The sequence below is a fragment of the Pseudomonas tremae genome (genome assembly GCF_023278125.1).
Taxonomy (GTDB): Bacteria; Pseudomonadota; Gammaproteobacteria; order Pseudomonadales; family Pseudomonadaceae; genus Aquipseudomonas; species Aquipseudomonas tremae.
On record NZ_CP066270.1, the window covers coordinates 819,445 to 833,864 of the forward strand.

At 57.1% G+C, this 14,420-nt stretch carries 17 protein-coding genes and 1 pseudogene; 8 read left to right on the forward strand and 10 right to left on the reverse strand.

Annotated elements, in window-relative coordinates; translation table 11 throughout:
* Nucleotides 1–5: 5 nt before the first annotated feature.
* The 5 genes from I9H09_RS03765 to yghU form a co-directional block, all read right to left on the reverse strand.
* Complete coding sequence (locus I9H09_RS03765) at nt 6–893, reverse strand: polyprenyl synthetase family protein (RefSeq protein WP_054989637.1); 888 nt, start codon at nt 891–893, stop codon at nt 6–8.
* Entirely contained in the window at nt 890–1,135 is a 246-nt protein-coding gene (locus tag I9H09_RS03770) for an exodeoxyribonuclease VII small subunit (protein ID WP_024668991.1), read from the reverse strand. Before I9H09_RS03770 ends, I9H09_RS03765 begins: the two co-directional genes overlap by 4 nt.
* 102 nt (nt 1,136–1,237) lie before the next feature.
* Complete coding sequence (gene metC, locus I9H09_RS03775; RefSeq protein ID WP_122346561.1) at nt 1,238–2,404, reverse strand: cystathionine beta-lyase; 1,167 nt, start codon at nt 2,402–2,404, stop codon at nt 1,238–1,240.
* A 65-nt stretch (nt 2,405–2,469) separates the two neighbouring features.
* On the reverse strand, nt 2,470–3,489 hold the full coding sequence (locus I9H09_RS03780; RefSeq protein WP_024668989.1) for a PDDEXK nuclease domain-containing protein: 1,020 nt from the start codon (nt 3,487–3,489) through the stop codon (nt 2,470–2,472).
* Nucleotides 3,490–3,689: 200 nt separating this feature from the next.
* The gene (gene yghU / locus I9H09_RS03785; RefSeq protein WP_053480407.1) at nt 3,690–4,532 is read right to left on the reverse strand and encodes a glutathione-dependent disulfide-bond oxidoreductase; all 843 of its coding nucleotides are present in this window, start codon (nt 4,530–4,532) and stop codon (nt 3,690–3,692) included.
* 178 nt (nt 4,533–4,710) lie between these two features.
* Here yghU and I9H09_RS03790 point away from each other — a divergent pair, with 178 nt between their 5' ends.
* The 8 genes from I9H09_RS03790 to I9H09_RS03825 all read left to right on the forward strand — a co-directional run bounded on the left by I9H09_RS03790 (nt 4,711) and on the right by I9H09_RS03825 (nt 10,595).
* Complete coding sequence (locus I9H09_RS03790; RefSeq protein ID WP_005887232.1) at nt 4,711–5,487, forward strand: ABC transporter permease; 777 nt, start codon at nt 4,711–4,713, stop codon at nt 5,485–5,487.
* A complete protein-coding gene (locus I9H09_RS03795; RefSeq protein WP_005887234.1) occupies nt 5,484–6,188 on the forward strand; it encodes an ABC transporter ATP-binding protein in 705 nt (234 codons plus the stop codon). The genes I9H09_RS03790 and I9H09_RS03795 overlap by 4 nt, the downstream gene beginning before the upstream one ends.
* 67 nt (nt 6,189–6,255) lie before the next feature.
* Complete coding sequence (locus I9H09_RS03800) at nt 6,256–7,017, forward strand: glycosyltransferase family 2 protein (RefSeq protein WP_054997927.1); 762 nt, start codon at nt 6,256–6,258, stop codon at nt 7,015–7,017.
* A 1-nt stretch (nt 7,018) separates the two neighbouring features.
* A complete protein-coding gene (locus I9H09_RS03805) occupies nt 7,019–7,633 on the forward strand; it encodes a PI-PLC domain-containing protein (RefSeq protein WP_054997928.1) in 615 nt (204 codons plus the stop codon).
* A 7-nt stretch (nt 7,634–7,640) separates the two neighbouring features.
* Complete coding sequence (locus I9H09_RS03810) at nt 7,641–8,279, forward strand: HAD family hydrolase (protein WP_005887241.1); 639 nt, start codon at nt 7,641–7,643, stop codon at nt 8,277–8,279.
* Nucleotides 8,276–9,007, forward strand: a complete 732-nt coding sequence (locus tag I9H09_RS03815) for a glycosyltransferase family 2 protein (RefSeq protein WP_122312268.1) — start codon at nt 8,276–8,278, stop codon at nt 9,005–9,007. The genes I9H09_RS03810 and I9H09_RS03815 overlap by 4 nt, the downstream gene beginning before the upstream one ends.
* Nucleotides 9,004–9,324, forward strand: a complete 321-nt coding sequence (locus I9H09_RS03820; RefSeq protein WP_024668984.1) for a cupin domain-containing protein — start codon at nt 9,004–9,006, stop codon at nt 9,322–9,324. The genes I9H09_RS03815 and I9H09_RS03820 overlap by 4 nt, the downstream gene beginning before the upstream one ends.
* A 227-nt stretch (nt 9,325–9,551) precedes the next feature.
* Nucleotides 9,552–10,595: a WavE lipopolysaccharide synthesis family protein gene (locus I9H09_RS03825; protein ID WP_122346560.1), complete on the forward strand. Its 1,044-nt coding sequence runs from the start codon at nt 9,552–9,554 to the stop codon at nt 10,593–10,595.
* A 339-nt stretch (nt 10,596–10,934) separates the two neighbouring features.
* Here I9H09_RS03825 and I9H09_RS03830 read toward each other — a convergent pair whose 3' ends face one another.
* From I9H09_RS03830 to I9H09_RS03850, 5 genes and pseudogenes are all read right to left on the reverse strand, one after another.
* A complete protein-coding gene (locus tag I9H09_RS03830; RefSeq protein WP_005887249.1) occupies nt 10,935–11,666 on the reverse strand; it encodes a LexA family transcriptional regulator in 732 nt (243 codons plus the stop codon).
* Between the two features lie 358 nt (nt 11,667–12,024).
* Nucleotides 12,025–12,552 carry an inorganic diphosphatase gene (ppa, locus tag I9H09_RS03835; protein WP_003366402.1) on the reverse strand — a complete coding sequence of 176 codons (528 nt, stop codon included), beginning with the start codon at nt 12,550–12,552 and terminating at the stop codon, nt 12,025–12,027.
* Between the two features lie 109 nt (nt 12,553–12,661).
* A complete protein-coding gene (locus tag I9H09_RS03840; protein WP_122346559.1) occupies nt 12,662–13,471 on the reverse strand; it encodes a M90 family metallopeptidase in 810 nt (269 codons plus the stop codon).
* Between the two features lie 3 nt (nt 13,472–13,474).
* Nucleotides 13,475–14,122: a DedA family protein gene (locus I9H09_RS03845; protein ID WP_122346558.1), complete on the reverse strand. Its 648-nt coding sequence runs from the start codon at nt 14,120–14,122 to the stop codon at nt 13,475–13,477.
* Between the two features lie 122 nt (nt 14,123–14,244).
* A pseudogene (locus I9H09_RS03850) lies at nt 14,245–14,415 on the reverse strand (GNAT family N-acetyltransferase); the annotation flags it as partial.
* Nucleotides 14,416–14,420: the final 5 nt, after the last annotated feature.

Genomic DNA, 14,420 nt, shown 5'->3' on the forward strand with positions numbered 1-14,420 from the left:
TGTGATCAGTGTCGGCGTTCGACGATATAACGGGCCAGATCGCGCAACGGCTCTGCGGCCGGACCGAACGGGTTCAAGGCGTCGAGCGCCATGTCACGCAATTCCAGGGCATAGCTTTTGGCTGCGTCCAGGCCCAACAGCGCAGGGTAGGTGGGTTTGTCGCGGGCAATGTCGGCGCCTTGGCGTTTGCCGAGCGTCGCGGTATCGCTTTCGACGTCGAGAATGTCGTCCTGAACCTGAAAGGCCAACCCGACCGCCCGTGCATACACCTGCAGCGAGTCAAGCCGGGGCTGATCCGCCTGACCGCTGGCCAGAGCTCCGAGCCGTACACTGGCTTCGATCAATGCGCCGGTCTTGTGGCGATGCATGTATTCCAGCGCAGCCTGATCCAGCTTCAGCCCCACCGAACCCAGATCGATCGCCTGTCCGCCGACCATACCGGCCGGTCCGGCTGCTGCTGCCAGCGTGCTGACCATCTGCAGTCGAGTGTCGGCGTCACGTGAGGTCAGGTGCGGGGCGAGCAGGGCAGTAAAAGCGAGGCTTTGCAGACCATCGCCAGCAAGAATCGCACAGGCTTCATCGAATGCCTTGTGCGTGGTGGGCTGGCCGCGGCGCAGATCGTCATCGTCCATCGCTGGCAGGTCATCGTGTACCAGTGAATAAGCATGGATCAGCTCGACTGCGCAGGCCGCACCGTCAGCATCCCTGGCCTCGCCGCCCAGTGCTTCGCATGCCGCGTAGGCCAGCAATGGGCGCACTCGCTTGCCGCCATTCATCACGCTGTAGCGCATGGCATCGTAGAGGCGCGCCAGTTCCGGGCCTGGCGCTTGAAACAGGCTTTCCAGAGCAGCGTTCACACGGGTCTGGCTCAGTGCCTGGTAGCTCGCGATCATTCAGGCAGTTCCGCAGTGTCGAAGGGCTCTTCGGTCAATTCGCCATCGCGCTCCAGGAGTACCTGAACCTTCTGTTCAGCCTGCGTAAGGGCGCTCTGACACTCGCGGGTGAGGCGCACGCCTTGCTCAAAGGCGGTCAGAGAATCTTCCAGCGACAGTTCGCCATTCTCCAGGCGCTCTACCAGCGCTTGAAGATCAGCGAGGGACTGTTCGAAATCCAGTGCAGCTTTCTTGCGGGCCATGAGGGCATTTCCGGTAGAGACTAAACCGCGCGACACTAGCAGAGCGATGGCCTCGGGGCAAATGGCGGCGATGGGCGTCCGCCTTTGCTGCGAGCAAAAGGTCTACCCCGCTGCAAAACCGTTCTGCAGGTCGGCGATCAGATCTTCCGGGCTTTCCAGACCTACCTGCAGGCGCAGCATAGGACCGGCACCGCGATCAGGTCCGTGCTGTTCGACCTCGGTAATCAGGCTTTCAAAGCCGCCCCAGGAGTAGCCGATTCCAAACAGCTTCAATGCGCTGACAAAGCGGTCCGTAACCTGGCGATCGGCGGACTTGAACTCGAAGCTGAGCAAGCCGTTGCAGCCGTGGAAATCACGTTTCCAGATGGCATGACCCGGATCATCCGCCAGCGCAGGGTACAGAACCCGGGCAACCTGAGGCTGAAGCTGCAGCCATTGGGCGATCTGCAGTGCATGGCGTTCATGCATGGCCATGCGCGCGGCCAGGCTGCGCGCTCCGCGGAGTACGAGATAGGCGTCGTCCGGGCTGACGGTGTTGCCCACAGCGGTGTTCATCGCCTTCAGGGTTTTCCAGTGCGCCTCGGTGGTGCTTACACTGCCCATCATGACGTCCGAATGCCCGGCCACGTATTTGGTGAGGGCCATCAGGGAAATATCTGCACCCAGCTCAAGCGGTTTGAACAACACGCCCGACCCCCACGAGTTATCCACAGCCAGCAGCAGGTTTTTCGATCTGCACAGCTGCGAAAGCGCGGGCAGGTCGCACATGTCGAAAGTCAGCGAACCCGGGACCTCGGCGTAGATCATGCGTGTATTGGCTTTGATCATGGACGCTACGTTGCTGCCGTCGGCGGCATAGAAGTCGAACTGAATATCGAAAGCCGTCAGCATCGTGTTCGCCAGCCGCCGCACCGGACCGTAGACCGATTCGGTGATCAGCACGTGATCGCCAGGTCGCAGAAACGCTTGAAACATTTGCGCTACCGCTGCGAGCCCGGTGGGGTACAGACAAGTGCCGTGAGCGCCTTCAAGCTCGGAAATCAGGTCCTGCAAAGCAAACGCGGTCGGGTTGCCATTGGCGCCGTAGGTCAGCGAACGTTCCGGGCCTGCCGTGCGAACCTCGGCTTCCCGCAGGCTCTCCAGGCTGTCGAACAGCACCGTACTGAGGCGAACCACTGGTGGATTGACCGCACGCCCCGGACCGCTGCTGGCACTTCGGCCACGTTGCGACAGAGCGGTGTGGGCGCGAGGGTCTTTGCTGTGCGGCATCTAAGGCTCCGTGAGGTGAAGTTGTCGTCCGCACAAGCGTAATGCATCCATGCAGTTGTCAGGTATTACTGATCGTCCTTCGCGACGTCCAGGGCGTAGAACTCGTGAAGTTTGGCCTGCAACAACTGTCGGTCCGGTAATCGAGTCTGGTATTCGGCAATCAACGCAGGTGACAACGAGCGATTCAGAGCGTACTCGACCACCTCATCGTTTTTGCTGGCACACAGCAAGACGCCAATGGCGGGGCTTTCATGGGGTTTGCGCTCGGTCTGGTCCAGTGCTTCCAGATAGAAGTTCAGCTTGCCCAGGTATTCCGGTTCAAAGCATCCCACTTTGAGTTCGATGGCAACCAGGCAGTTGAGGCCCCGATGAAAGAACAGCAGGTCGAGTGCGAAATCCCGTCCGCCCACCTGCACTGGGTACTCGGAGCCGACAAAGCAGAAGTCGCGGCCCAGCTCGATCAGAAACCCCTTCAGGCGTTGCAGCAAACCGCGATGCAGGTCCGCTTCGGCGTGCCCTGCAGGTAGCTCCAGAAACTCCACCAGGTAGGCATCACGGAATACATCCATAGCCGCCGGTCGGGTCTCCTTGAGCATGGCTGAGGCTTTGGCTGGCTGGGTGACACTGCGCTCGAACAAGGCGGTTTTGAACTGGCGCTCCAGGTCGCGGCTGGACCATTTTTCCCTGATTGCCATTTGCAGATAGAACTCACGCTCTTCGGGGCGTCTGCTTTGAGTGAATATGATCAGATGGTGGGTCCACGGCAATTGTGTCAGCACTGCTGACACTTTCTCATTGTCACGGTAAACCTCGAAGAATTGGCGCATACGGAACAGATTTCGGCGGGTAAACCCGCGCAATCCCGGCTGGGTGGTAGCCAGATGTGCGGCGAGCTGGCTGACTACAGCATCACCCCATTCGGCGTTTTCAATCTTGCGGCTGATGTAGGCGCCGACTTGCCAGTAAAGCTCGATCAGGCGCGTATTGACAGCTTGTGCTGCCTGCTGCCGGGCGCCTTGAATCATGGCGAGCACTTCATCAAACCGATCGGTTGACGGTGCCTGCGGAACGTCGGAAGTACTCATGCTGCAAGTACTCCACAACGTATCGAATTGGCAACCAGTTGCGAGAGAAGAGTCGAGCGGGTGGTTCCATGATCCATGTGAGCGCGTCCTTGGGGGCAGTAAGGCCGGCTACTTTACGTGCAGATCACTCCCCTCGGGCGCAGCATTTTCGCTGGTTTTGTCACATCAGGTTTCTCTTCGTGCCGGCCTTGACTTGCTCTTTATTTTTCCAGGTCGGATGCGTCATGCCGCTCTGGAACCTGATCCGATTCCTCTCCCCATGTGCGATTGACCTTTTGCCCTTTCACCACTGCCGGGCGTGCTGCGATCTCTTCTGTCCAGCGGATCAGGTTCGGGTATTCGTGTACCGACAGGAACTCGGCAGCCGAATAGACTTTGTTCCGCACCAGCGCGCCATACCAGGGCCATACCGCGATGTCGGCAATGGTGTAGGTGTCGCCAGCCAGATAGCGATGCTCCGCAAGGCGACGGTCCAGTACATCGAGTTGCCGCTTGGCCTCCATCGCAAAACGGTTGATGGGGTACTCGAGCTTCTCGGGGGCATACGCGTAAAAATGCCCGAACCCGCCGCCCAGGTAGGGTGCCGCGCCCATTTGCCAGAACAGCCAGTTCAGCGTTTCAGTGCGCCCTGCATGGTCTGCAGGCAGGAAGCTGGAAAACTTCTCTGCCAGATACAGCAGGATCGAGCCGGACTCGAATACCCGCACAGGCGTTTCATGGCTTCGGTCCACTAATGCCGGGATCTTGGAGTTGGGGTTGATCCCTACAAACCCACTGGAAAACTGATCTCCCTCGGAGATGCGGATCAGCCAGGCATCGTACTCCGCGCCGCTGTGCCCCAACGCCAGCAACTCCTCCAGCATGATCGTGACCTTCACGCCATTGGGCGTTGCCAGCGAGTACAGCTGCAGCGGGTGCTTGCCGACGGGCAGTTCCTTGTCGTGGGTAGGACCTGCGACGGGCCGATTGATGCTGGCAAACGCGCCCCCCGACGACGTATCTGGTCGCCATACCTTGGGCGGCGTGTAAGAAGTACTGGTCATGGAAAGCCTCGCTTGTTCGATGATGATCGCTGGCGGATGCCTTTTATTGATTCGGGAGTTTGTGGAATGTTCCTACGATAATCAAGGCGGCGTCCTATAGCTGGCGTTCATCGAAAGAGAGGAACATGTGCCTGCAGCACAAAGTTGCAAGGTTCTCTCTCAACAGCTAGGCACTCGTATGTCGTCACTTCGTAGCGCAGGCATCATCAAATGGCGTGATCTCGTCATCAATCTTGTCTCCAAAGAAATCAAGATCCGCTACATGGGCGCGACGTTAGGGTTTGTATGGTCGTTGGGTAACCCGCTGGTCGTCACCCTCACGTACTACACCGTATTCACTTATATCCTGCCAAGCAGCCAGGATCGTTTTGCGCTTCATCTGGTGACAGGCGTCGTTCACTGGATGCTGCTGGCGCAAATCGTTTCGCAGGGCGGCGAATGGCTTATCAATAATGGCAATCTCATTCGGAAGTTACGCTTTCCGCGCCTGTTGCTGCCTGTCTCCGGGGCGATCACGATCCTGGTGTTCTGGAGTGGGTGCCTGATCATCTATGCGTCATTGTTTATTGCCCTTGGCGGTGTGCCTACACAGGCGTTGCTGTTCTATCCGGTCGTGCTGCTTTCGTTCATTTCTCTGGTCATGGGCATCGGTCTGGCGCTGAGCATTATTCAAATAACTGTCAGGGACGCCAGGCACTTCATCGACGTGTTTTTACCCCTCCTGTTCTGGTTGACGCCAATTGTGTGGGTCACCTCTTCATTACCTGAAGGTATTGCACGTATTGCGGCCTATAACCCGTTCGCCCTGTACTTCAACAGCTTCAGCAGTATTCTGCATGCCGGAGTTGTCCCGGACACTCGCGATCTGGTGCTTTGTGTGCTGCTGGGTGCTGCATCACTTGGGGCAGGGCTATGCCTGTTCCGAAAAGTGGATCGTATGGTGGAGTACCTATGAGCAACGTCGTCATCAAGGCGGAACATCTCTCCAAGCAGTTTGTTCTTCGCCACAACAGGGGCGGTCTGAAGAAGAAGTTTCTGGGGCTGTTTGATGCCCGGCACCGCGAGCGTGTCGAAGACTTCACCGCCGTCGATGACGTGTCGTTTACTTTGTGCAAAGGGGAGTCGCTGGCGCTTGTAGGGCATAACGGGTCTGGTAAAAGCACGCTGTTGCAACTGGTGTCACGCATCCTGTTGCCTACCAGCGGACGCCTGACCACTGTGGGCCGTGTAGCGCCGTTGATAGAGATTGGAGTGGGCTTTCACCCTGAGCTGACTGGCGAGGAAAATATTTACCTGAATGCCAGCCTGTTCGGATTGAGCAATAAGGAAATACGTAGTCGCTTCAATGAAATCGTTGATTTTTCCGGCCTGGGAGATTTCATCGATACACCGGTAAAAAACTACTCGTCGGGCATGTACATGCGACTGGGGTTCTCGGTAGCGGTCCACGTCGAGCCACAGACGTTGCTGGCTGACGAGGTGCTTGCAGTCGGCGACGAAACGTTCAAGCGCAAGTGCCACGAGCGAATCCGGAGCATGCAGGAGGACGGCATGGCCTTGATTCTTGTTACTCACGCGGTAGACGAGGGCAGAGAATTTTGCCAGCGATATATGACCCTCGAGCGTGGCCGGATGATTGGGCAGGGCTGTTATTAATGCCGTTGCCCATGCAGTTGAAAGTTGCCTCCCTGCGTATCTGAACGACTATTCATAAGGTATTTCCATGTTGCAAATAATCGTTCCGATGGCCGGGGCCGGGAGCCGCTTTGCCGTCGCCGGCTACCCGGAACCAAAGCCGCTGATCCCTGTGCATGGCGTACCGATGATCAAGGTCGTGATCGACAACCTGATGCCGGACTGTCCACATAAATTCATCTTCATCTGCCAGTCGGAACATGTTGCGAGGTATGGGCTGAAAGAGAAGTTGAGTGCCTGGGCACCCGGTTGCGATATCGTCGAATTGGATGGCGTAACCGGGGGCGCAGCATGTTCCGTCTATGCTGCAAGGCACCTGATCAACCCTGACCAGCGCGTCATGATTGCCAATAGCGATCAGTACGTCGACGTGGACATCAATGCCTATCTGCAGGCAATGGACGAGACTGATGCAGCGGGCCTGATCATGACCATGAAAGCCAATGACCCGAAGTGGTCATTTGTCGGCATCGACGCAGAAGGTCTGGTCAATCGTGTGGTCGAGAAGCAAGTCATTTCCGATGAGGCCACTGTCGGCATCTACAACTTTCACAACGGAGCCCAGCTGATATCCGCCATCGAGGCGATGGTCATGAAAGACCTTCGCGTAAATGGTGAGTTTTACATCGCACCGGCCTACAACGAGATCATCGCTCAAGGCGCCAGGGTCATCCATTACAGCATCGGCTCAGAAGGACACGGCATGCATGGCATGGGCATTCCTGCAGATCTGAACCTGTTTCTGTCGTTACCGCTCAGCCAGCTTGCAGCTTCAGGCAGTGGAGGCTGACATGCAGATCATCAGTCATCGCGGCTACTGGCTGCACAAGCCCGAGCGTAATTTGTCGCAGGCATTTCACCGCTCCTTCGATCTTGGCTTCGGCACTGAAACCGATGTTCGTGACGTCGCCGGTCAACTGGTCATTTCCCATGACATGCCGGTGGGCGGCGAGCTGACGCTTGATGGCTTGCTTGACATCATGGCCGGTCGCGACCTGCCGCTGGCTATCAATATCAAGGCCGACGGCATGGCGCAGGCCATCAAGAATACCTTTGCACGTCATGGGCATACCCGATGGTTTGCCTTCGACATGGCCATTCCCGACATGCGTACTTATCTGCAGGAAGGGATGGTTACCTACACGCGTCTCAGCGAAGTCGAGCCTTCGCCGGTCTGGATCGACAAGGTCTCTGGTGTCTGGCTGGACGGGTTTGAAAGCGAATGGTTCTCCAATCAGGTCATTGCCGATCTTCTGGCCTTGGGTAAGCACGTGTGTGTGGTATCGCCGGAACTGCACGGACGCGACTGTGACCCGTTATGGAAGCGATTGCTCGACTTCAGGTCGCAGACGCGTCTTACGCTCTGTACCGACACTCCCACAGATGCGGCCAGTTTTTTCAAGTGAGGCAGTCATGATCAAGGCGGTGATATTCGATATGGACGGTGTCCTGATCGAGGCCAAGGAATGGCATTACGATGCACTGAACAAAGCACTCGGCCTGTTCGGCTACAACATCAGCCGCCACGAACACCTGACGGCTTATGACGGTCTGCCCACCTCCAGAAAACTCGATATGTTGAGCGTCGAGCGTGACCTGCCAGTGGCCCTGCACGGGTTTATCAACGAGATGAAACAGCAATACACCCTTGAAATCGTCTATGCCCGGTGCAAGCCTACCTTCGTTCATCAGTATGCGCTGTCATCCCTGAAAACACGGGGCTACAAGCTGGCCGTGGCGTCAAATTCCATTCGCAACACCGTCGATGTGATGATGGACAGGGCGGACCTCAGCCGCTACCTGGACCTGCAACTTTCCAATGAGGATGTGAAGCACGCCAAGCCAGCGCCGGACATCTACGTCAAAGCCATTCGGCAGTTGGGTTTGCAGCCAGAGGAATGTCTGATCATTGAAGACAACGAGAACGGCATCAAGGCTGCCCGGGCTTCCGGCGCGCATGTTCTGGTCGTGGCGGAAACCTGTGACGTGAACCTCGGCAACATCCTTGGCACGCTGGAAACAATAAATGTCGGCGAGGTAGCCAGCCTGTGAGTACGCTCAACATCATTCTTCTCTCGGGCAAAACGGGGTATGCCCGACGCGATGACGGTGAGTACCCAGAATACCTTCGTGAGTGCAATGGCAAACCCTTGATCCACTCGCTGATCGACAACTGCGCAGCGCTGGCACCCGCGAGACTGATCTGCACGTTTTCAAACGACGATGTCGTCAGGCTGCACCTGCGTAACATGATTCAGCAAATGCACACGTCTGCCAGTGTCCTGCCGGTTCACAACCTCACCCAAGGTGCAGCCTGTACCGCTCTTCTGGCGAGTGAGCAAATCGACAACGATGACGAACTGCTGATTCTTAGCGTGAGTGATTTTCTGGATACAGACCTGCAAGCGGTCGTGCGCTGGTTTCGTGAACGAGGTGATGATGCCGGCATCGTCATCTTCAACTCCCTGCACCCTCGTTATTCGTTCGCGCGTCTGGATGGTGACAACCGGGTTATCGAAGCTGCCGAGAAAAACCCGATCAGCCCTAATGCCATCGCCGGCATGTACTGGTTCAGGTCCGGCTCGCTGTTTGTCACGGCGGCCAAGGAAATGATCCGCAAGGACGCTCGGGTCAACGGCAACTTCTACATTGCCCCGGTACTTAACGAACTGGTGCTTTTGCAGAAGATAATCGGTGCTTTTCGTGTTGAGCCCAACCAGTATCGCCCCCTGAAAACCCAGCGCCAGCTGCATGCGTTCGAAGCAGGGGACGCACGATGAAAACAGCGAAGCTGGAAGACATGATCAAAGGCTGGTTCGTGGGGGGGTTCCAGCCCGCAGCGTTCAGCACCAACGCCTGTGAAGTCGGGGTCAAAAGCTACCAGGCTGGCGATAACGAAGCAGCCCATTATCACAAGGTCGCAACGGAGATTACTTTGGTGCTCTCCGGGACAGTTCGCATGCGTGATCAGGTCTGGCAGGCGGGTGACATCATTGTTCTTGAACCAGGCGACGTCACTGCGTTTGAAGCGCTTTCCGATACGACAACAGTGGTTGTGAAGGTGCCAGGTGCGCTTGATGACAAGTACGTTGTCTGACCCATGAAAACCGCCTTGCTTCAGTATCACTGCCGTCTTGGCTGCACCCCGGCAACCTTCCTGCGCAGCTGCTGCTAACCCTTTTGGTCGAGCATCATCTCGTTCCACAAGCATCCGGCCCGCAAGCCGGAGCTACTCAAGAGCCCTCAACGCGTCTTTCAGTGTGCCTTCTGATCAATATTCATCGCCGGTTCACAGTTGTCGTTTTCCGATTGCAAGGTTGAAATATGCACCATCTTGTACCTGTCGACTCCAGGCAGATCAGCGTCGTGATTCAGGGGCCTCTCTGTCTCAATGTGGGACCTGATCGAAGTATTTTCGCGTGCATCCGCTCGATCAGAACGCACCTGCCTCACGCCGAAATCATCGTGTCTACTTGGCGCAATGAAGATGTTTCAGCCGTTGAAGCTGAGCGGATAATAGTCTCGGATGATCCGGGAGCTTTCATTGATGATGCCGGTAATCAGATCAACACCAACCGCATGTTGCAGTCGACGCTGTACGGCATTCAGGCGGCCACAAGACGTTATGTCATGAAAATGCGCGCAGATCACAACCTGACCAGCGCAGCACTTGCCGTTATAGGCAGCGCGGAGGATACCGGGTCTGACAATCCGCCTCTTTTCGACACGCCCATCACCACAACGACGCTTTATATCCGCAACCCCGAACGCTTTCCAATGCTGTTCCATATTTCGGACCTGGTTCAGTTCGGCACCCGCGACGCCATGCTCTTCATGTGGGAGCACCCGCTGTACGAAAGAACAGATCTTTTCAACAAAAAACCGTCCCGTAACCCGTTCGGAAACTTCATCGGGTATACGTCCGCGCGTATGGTGAGCGAACAGGCACTCATGCTGAGCGTCATGCGCAAGCGAGGTATCGATGCGCGACTCGCAAAGCCCTGTCAGATAGGCCTCGGCAATCTGAAACTGTGGGATAACATCCTGAGGTGTAATTTCAGTGTGTTGAACCATTACGAAGCGGGGGTCGATTTCCCGGAGCGCTTTACCGCAAACGAATACATGCTGAACACACTCTATACATCAGATGACATAGACCAACTTAAACGTCTGGGGCCGGGTGCTTACAGACTGAGGTTAGCGCGCATCTGGCTCAATCAATATGCACTGAGCTGCTTGCGCCCCGGCTGGTGGATCTCGTTCGTCACCATCGTACTCTTCAGCACCTCGCCACCGCTTGCCCGAGCCGTGCGGTCGTGTTGGCGGAAATACCGGAAACTGGTGCATGCAGCGTCGTATCGGGTTTAGACGGCGCTAAGCCACGTAAATGCGTGTGCCGGCGGCGCATCTGCCGTGGCGGAATCAGTACGTTTGCATCGCGTCCAGTTTGATTTATTTGTGACAGGCATTAAAAAGCCGGCTTGTGGCCGGCTTCTCGTAGGTGATTCCGATCTATTTTTGATAAACCGCAATCGCCTTCAACAGGTGCGCTCCTGAAGAAGCGCGAATAGACAACAGGGCAAACGGATCACATGCCTCGTTCAAGCACCACACCGCTGAACAGCGCCGGGTACTCTGGATGGCGCACAGGATACTAAAACTCACCCCTCATGCCCAGCCTCAATACCTTGCCGCTCCAAAGTCCTCTCACAACAGCAGCATCGCATTGCGGCGGCTATTCAGGGTCGACCACCAGAATATCCAGCCCAAGATGCGGATTTTTTCCCGGTCTATGTCCTCGGCGCTGAACACTTCGTCAGGGTATTCGGCGTCGTTGTGGCTGCGCAGGCGCAGGCCGCCGTTGGGCAAGCGGTAGAGGTAGCGGACGCGCAGGATGCCGCCGTGCTCGAGGGCGTAGATTTCGCCGTCGATGACCTGGGTCAGTTCGCGGTCGACGCCGAGGATCGAGCCGTCCTGGATCTTGTCGGCCATGCTGTTGCCGACCATGGCGACGCACATGCAGCTTTTCGGGTCGATGCCCATGGTCTGCAGAACTTGCAGGGGCAGGCGTATCTTCTGGCCGGGGGCTTCGGACAGGACGGTTTTGCCGACGCCGTGGGTAGATTCGACCTCCATGTAAATCTGGATTTCCACGTCACCGCGCAGGACGTTTCTCGTTTGCTGGATAACCATTCGGGTATCGCCAGCGGTGTGTTCATGGGCGGGTTCATTGGGGTGTTTCGGGCCATCACCGGTACGCAGCCAGCGTGCATTGACGGTTAATAATTCAGCCACCTCGTCAATGCGCGCCATGGGTACGCCGCGTTTGAACCAGTTATTGACGTGCTGCGGCGTGATTTTGCGGTTGGCGGCAAAATCAGTCGCTGTGAGGTGGCACTCCCGAAGGAGGATGCGGAGTCGATCGCCTGATGTATTCATGGGGCGAAGTTTACGGGCGTCGCTTGGGCGTTTAAATGAACGAGGTGTTGAGGTCGACGTTATCCCAAGGGGCTGGCGGCTATCTGGACTACGGATGGAATCAATGTTGTGTAGGCAGATTCCGTAATAGCGTTTTTTCGACTAAACGGCGTATCTGGCGTTTACCCCGGCTATACGGGCATTAACGGACTGTTTATGGAATGGCTAAAAGAACAACGCATTTTTAAACGTGCTATTTGCAAAAAAGCTTGAGGGGGAAGTTCTCAGGGGAGGTTGGTGGATACGGCGGGGATCAGGCGGGAAGGTGAAGCGTGTTTCCGGACACTGTGTGCAGTGCCCGGAAACGCTTGATCGATGATCAGCCTTTGAAAGCTGCAACCGATTTGGTGATCTCGGCGCGGGCAGCGTCAGCGTTGCCCCAACCTTCGATTTTCACCCATTTGCCTTTTTCGAGATCCTTGTAGTTCTCGAAGAAGTGTTTGATCTGCTCAAGCAACAGCGGTGGCAGGTCGGTGTACTCTTTCACGTCGACGTACAGCTGAGACAGCTTGTCGTGTGGTACTGCGATGACTTTGGCATCGCCGCCGCCGTCGTCAGTCATGTGCAGGATACCGACCGGGCGTGCGCGGATGACCGAACCAGGGGTAACCGGGTAAGGGGTTACTACCAGGACGTCCAGCGGGTCGCCGTCGTCAGCCAGGGTGTTGGGAATGAAACCGTAGTTGGCCGGGTAGAACATCGGGGTTGCCATGAACCGGTCAACGAACAGGCAATCGGAGTCTTTGTCGATTTCGTATTTGATCGGCGCGTGGTTGGCCGGGATTTCGATCGCGACGTAGATGTCGTTCGGCAGGTCTTTGCCTGCCGGAATCTTGCTGTAGCTCATTGGGCATTGTCCCCTGGTTGACCAGACAGATTGTGGCGCGAACCGCCATAAAGTGGTCCGGATTATAGGCATATTCTGTTTTGGTTGCCACGCATGGCCTTGGCAGCGGTCAGTTGTCCTGACAAACCGAGGCGTGTTGGCGAGCTGTGTTCAGGCGTACCAGAGGGTTCTGGCGGTAGAACGCCTTGAGTTGTGCGTAGACCGCCGGGTACTGCTCGTGCAACAGGTCGGGAGCGCTGAAGAAGTACTCGCTGGTCACCGCAAAGAACTCGGCGGGGTCTTGAGCAGCATAAGGGTCAATGGCGGTTTCTGTATCCGGGTCCTGATCCAGTTGCTGGTTGAGGTCATCGAACGCGCTCTGCATGACACTGGCCCATTCGGTCACCTGCATGTCACTGTGCAGCGGCGGCAGGCCGTTGGCGTCGCCGTTGAGCATGTCTAGTTTGTGCGCCAGCTCGTGAATGACCAGGTTGTAGCCGTCCCAGTCGCCGCTGCTCTGCACGCCTGGCCAGGCCAGAATGACCGGCCCTTGCAGCCACGCCTCGCCACTGTGTTCGCCGTCCCACTCGTGCTCTACGCCGCTGACGTCGCGATGGCGTTGCGGGCTGACGAAGTCGTCGGGGTACAGCACGATCTCGTGAAAGCCCTGATACCAGTTGAGGTCACCAAGGCTCAGCAATGGCAGTTGCGCCTGAGCTGCCAGGAACAGCCTTTGCTCGTCATCGAGCTCTACGCCCGGCAGCGCGCTGAGGTATTTGTCATTCAGAAACAGCACGCAGGCATCGCGAAGGTGTACGTCTTGATCAGCGCTTAAACCGTCGAGAATGGGCAAACGCTCGCGCACTTTTTGCCACAGCTCGGCAGCAACCGGGTGCCTGGCAATGGTGCGTCGCCTGCGCCAGTTGCTGAGTGACCACATGGGTCAGCGAGCGTCGACCGGGGGCGCGCTGCGGCTGCGCACCACACCGATGATCATCGGCACCAGCGAAAGCACAATGATCGCCAGCACCAGCAGGGTCAGGTTGTGTTTGATGAACGGCACGTTGCCGAAGAAGAAACCCAGCGTGACCAGGCTGCCGACCCACAGTACCGAGCCCAGCACGCTGAAGCCCACAAAACGCGGATAGGACATTCTGCCGACACCCGCCACGAATGGCGCGAACGTGCGGATGATCGGCAGAAAGCGCGCCAGCGTCACGGTCTTGCCGCCGTGGCGTGCGTAGAAATCCTGGGTGCGCAGCAGGTAGTCGCGGCGGAAGATGCGCGATCTGGAGTTGCTGAACAGTTTTTCGCCAACGGTGCGGCCGATGACGTAGGTGGTGCTATCGCCCAGAATAGCCGCGAGCATCAGCAGCCCGGCCAGCAATACCGGGTCCATGCCGCCGCCAGCAGCTACGGCACCGGCAATGAACAGCAATGAATCGCCCGGCAGGAAGGGCATGACCACCAGCCCTGTCTCGCAGAAAATCACCAGAAACAGAATCGCGTAGACCCAGGGGCCATAGTTGGTCACCAGCAGATCAAGGTAGACGTCGAGATGCAGAATAAGGTCGAGCGGGTTGAATTCCATTGAAGCACCTGAGGCGATCACCCTGTCCGGGGTCGCATGCGGAAGAAGCGGCTGCGCGGCATTATAGAAGCAGAATGCGCAGAAGGGGTTCCGTAATAATGCGCGGGCAGGTTTGCGTGATCATCGGCGACCAACTGGCGACGGTCGACCTTGGCTAGGCAGACGTCGGTGAGAATCCGTTCGCGTTTCAACAAAAGCGATAAGTCGCTCGGACAGGGCTGGCAAAAGCCCGGAAGTCTTACTTCATCTTTATTGGCCAGCGCCAGGTAGATAGCCGACTCATCGCGTCGCAGGCAAG

Bases quoted from the DNA above. Each gene is read 5' to 3' on its own strand.
- I9H09_RS03765 (WP_054989637.1), bottom strand. From the start codon at position 893: ATGATCGCGAGCTACCAGGCACTGAGCCAGACCCGTGTGAACGCTGCT.
- I9H09_RS03770 (WP_024668991.1), bottom strand. From the start codon at position 1,135: ATGGCCCGCAAGAAAGCTGCACTGGATTTCGAACAGTCCCTCGCTGAT.
- metC (WP_122346561.1), bottom strand. From the start codon at position 2,404: ATGCCGCACAGCAAAGACCCTCGCGCCCACACCGCTCTGTCGCAACGT.
- I9H09_RS03780 (WP_024668989.1), bottom strand. From the start codon at position 3,489: ATGAGTACTTCCGACGTTCCGCAGGCACCGTCAACCGATCGGTTTGAT.
- yghU (WP_053480407.1), bottom strand. From the start codon at position 4,532: ATGACCAGTACTTCTTACACGCCGCCCAAGGTATGGCGACCAGATACG.
- I9H09_RS03790 (WP_005887232.1), top strand. From the start codon at position 4,711: ATGTCGTCACTTCGTAGCGCAGGCATCATCAAATGGCGTGATCTCGTC.
- I9H09_RS03795 (WP_005887234.1), top strand. From the start codon at position 5,484: ATGAGCAACGTCGTCATCAAGGCGGAACATCTCTCCAAGCAGTTTGTT.
- I9H09_RS03800 (WP_054997927.1), top strand. From the start codon at position 6,256: ATGTTGCAAATAATCGTTCCGATGGCCGGGGCCGGGAGCCGCTTTGCC.
- I9H09_RS03805 (WP_054997928.1), top strand. From the start codon at position 7,019: ATGCAGATCATCAGTCATCGCGGCTACTGGCTGCACAAGCCCGAGCGT.
- I9H09_RS03810 (WP_005887241.1), top strand. From the start codon at position 7,641: ATGATCAAGGCGGTGATATTCGATATGGACGGTGTCCTGATCGAGGCC.
- I9H09_RS03820 (WP_024668984.1), top strand. From the start codon at position 9,004: ATGAAAACAGCGAAGCTGGAAGACATGATCAAAGGCTGGTTCGTGGGG.
- I9H09_RS03825 (WP_122346560.1), top strand. From the start codon at position 9,552: ATGCACCATCTTGTACCTGTCGACTCCAGGCAGATCAGCGTCGTGATT.
- I9H09_RS03830 (WP_005887249.1), bottom strand. From the start codon at position 11,666: ATGAATACATCAGGCGATCGACTCCGCATCCTCCTTCGGGAGTGCCAC.
- ppa (WP_003366402.1), bottom strand. From the start codon at position 12,552: ATGAGCTACAGCAAGATTCCGGCAGGCAAAGACCTGCCGAACGACATC.
- I9H09_RS03840 (WP_122346559.1), bottom strand. From the start codon at position 13,471: ATGTGGTCACTCAGCAACTGGCGCAGGCGACGCACCATTGCCAGGCAC.
- I9H09_RS03845 (WP_122346558.1), bottom strand. From the start codon at position 14,122: ATGGAATTCAACCCGCTCGACCTTATTCTGCATCTCGACGTCTACCTT.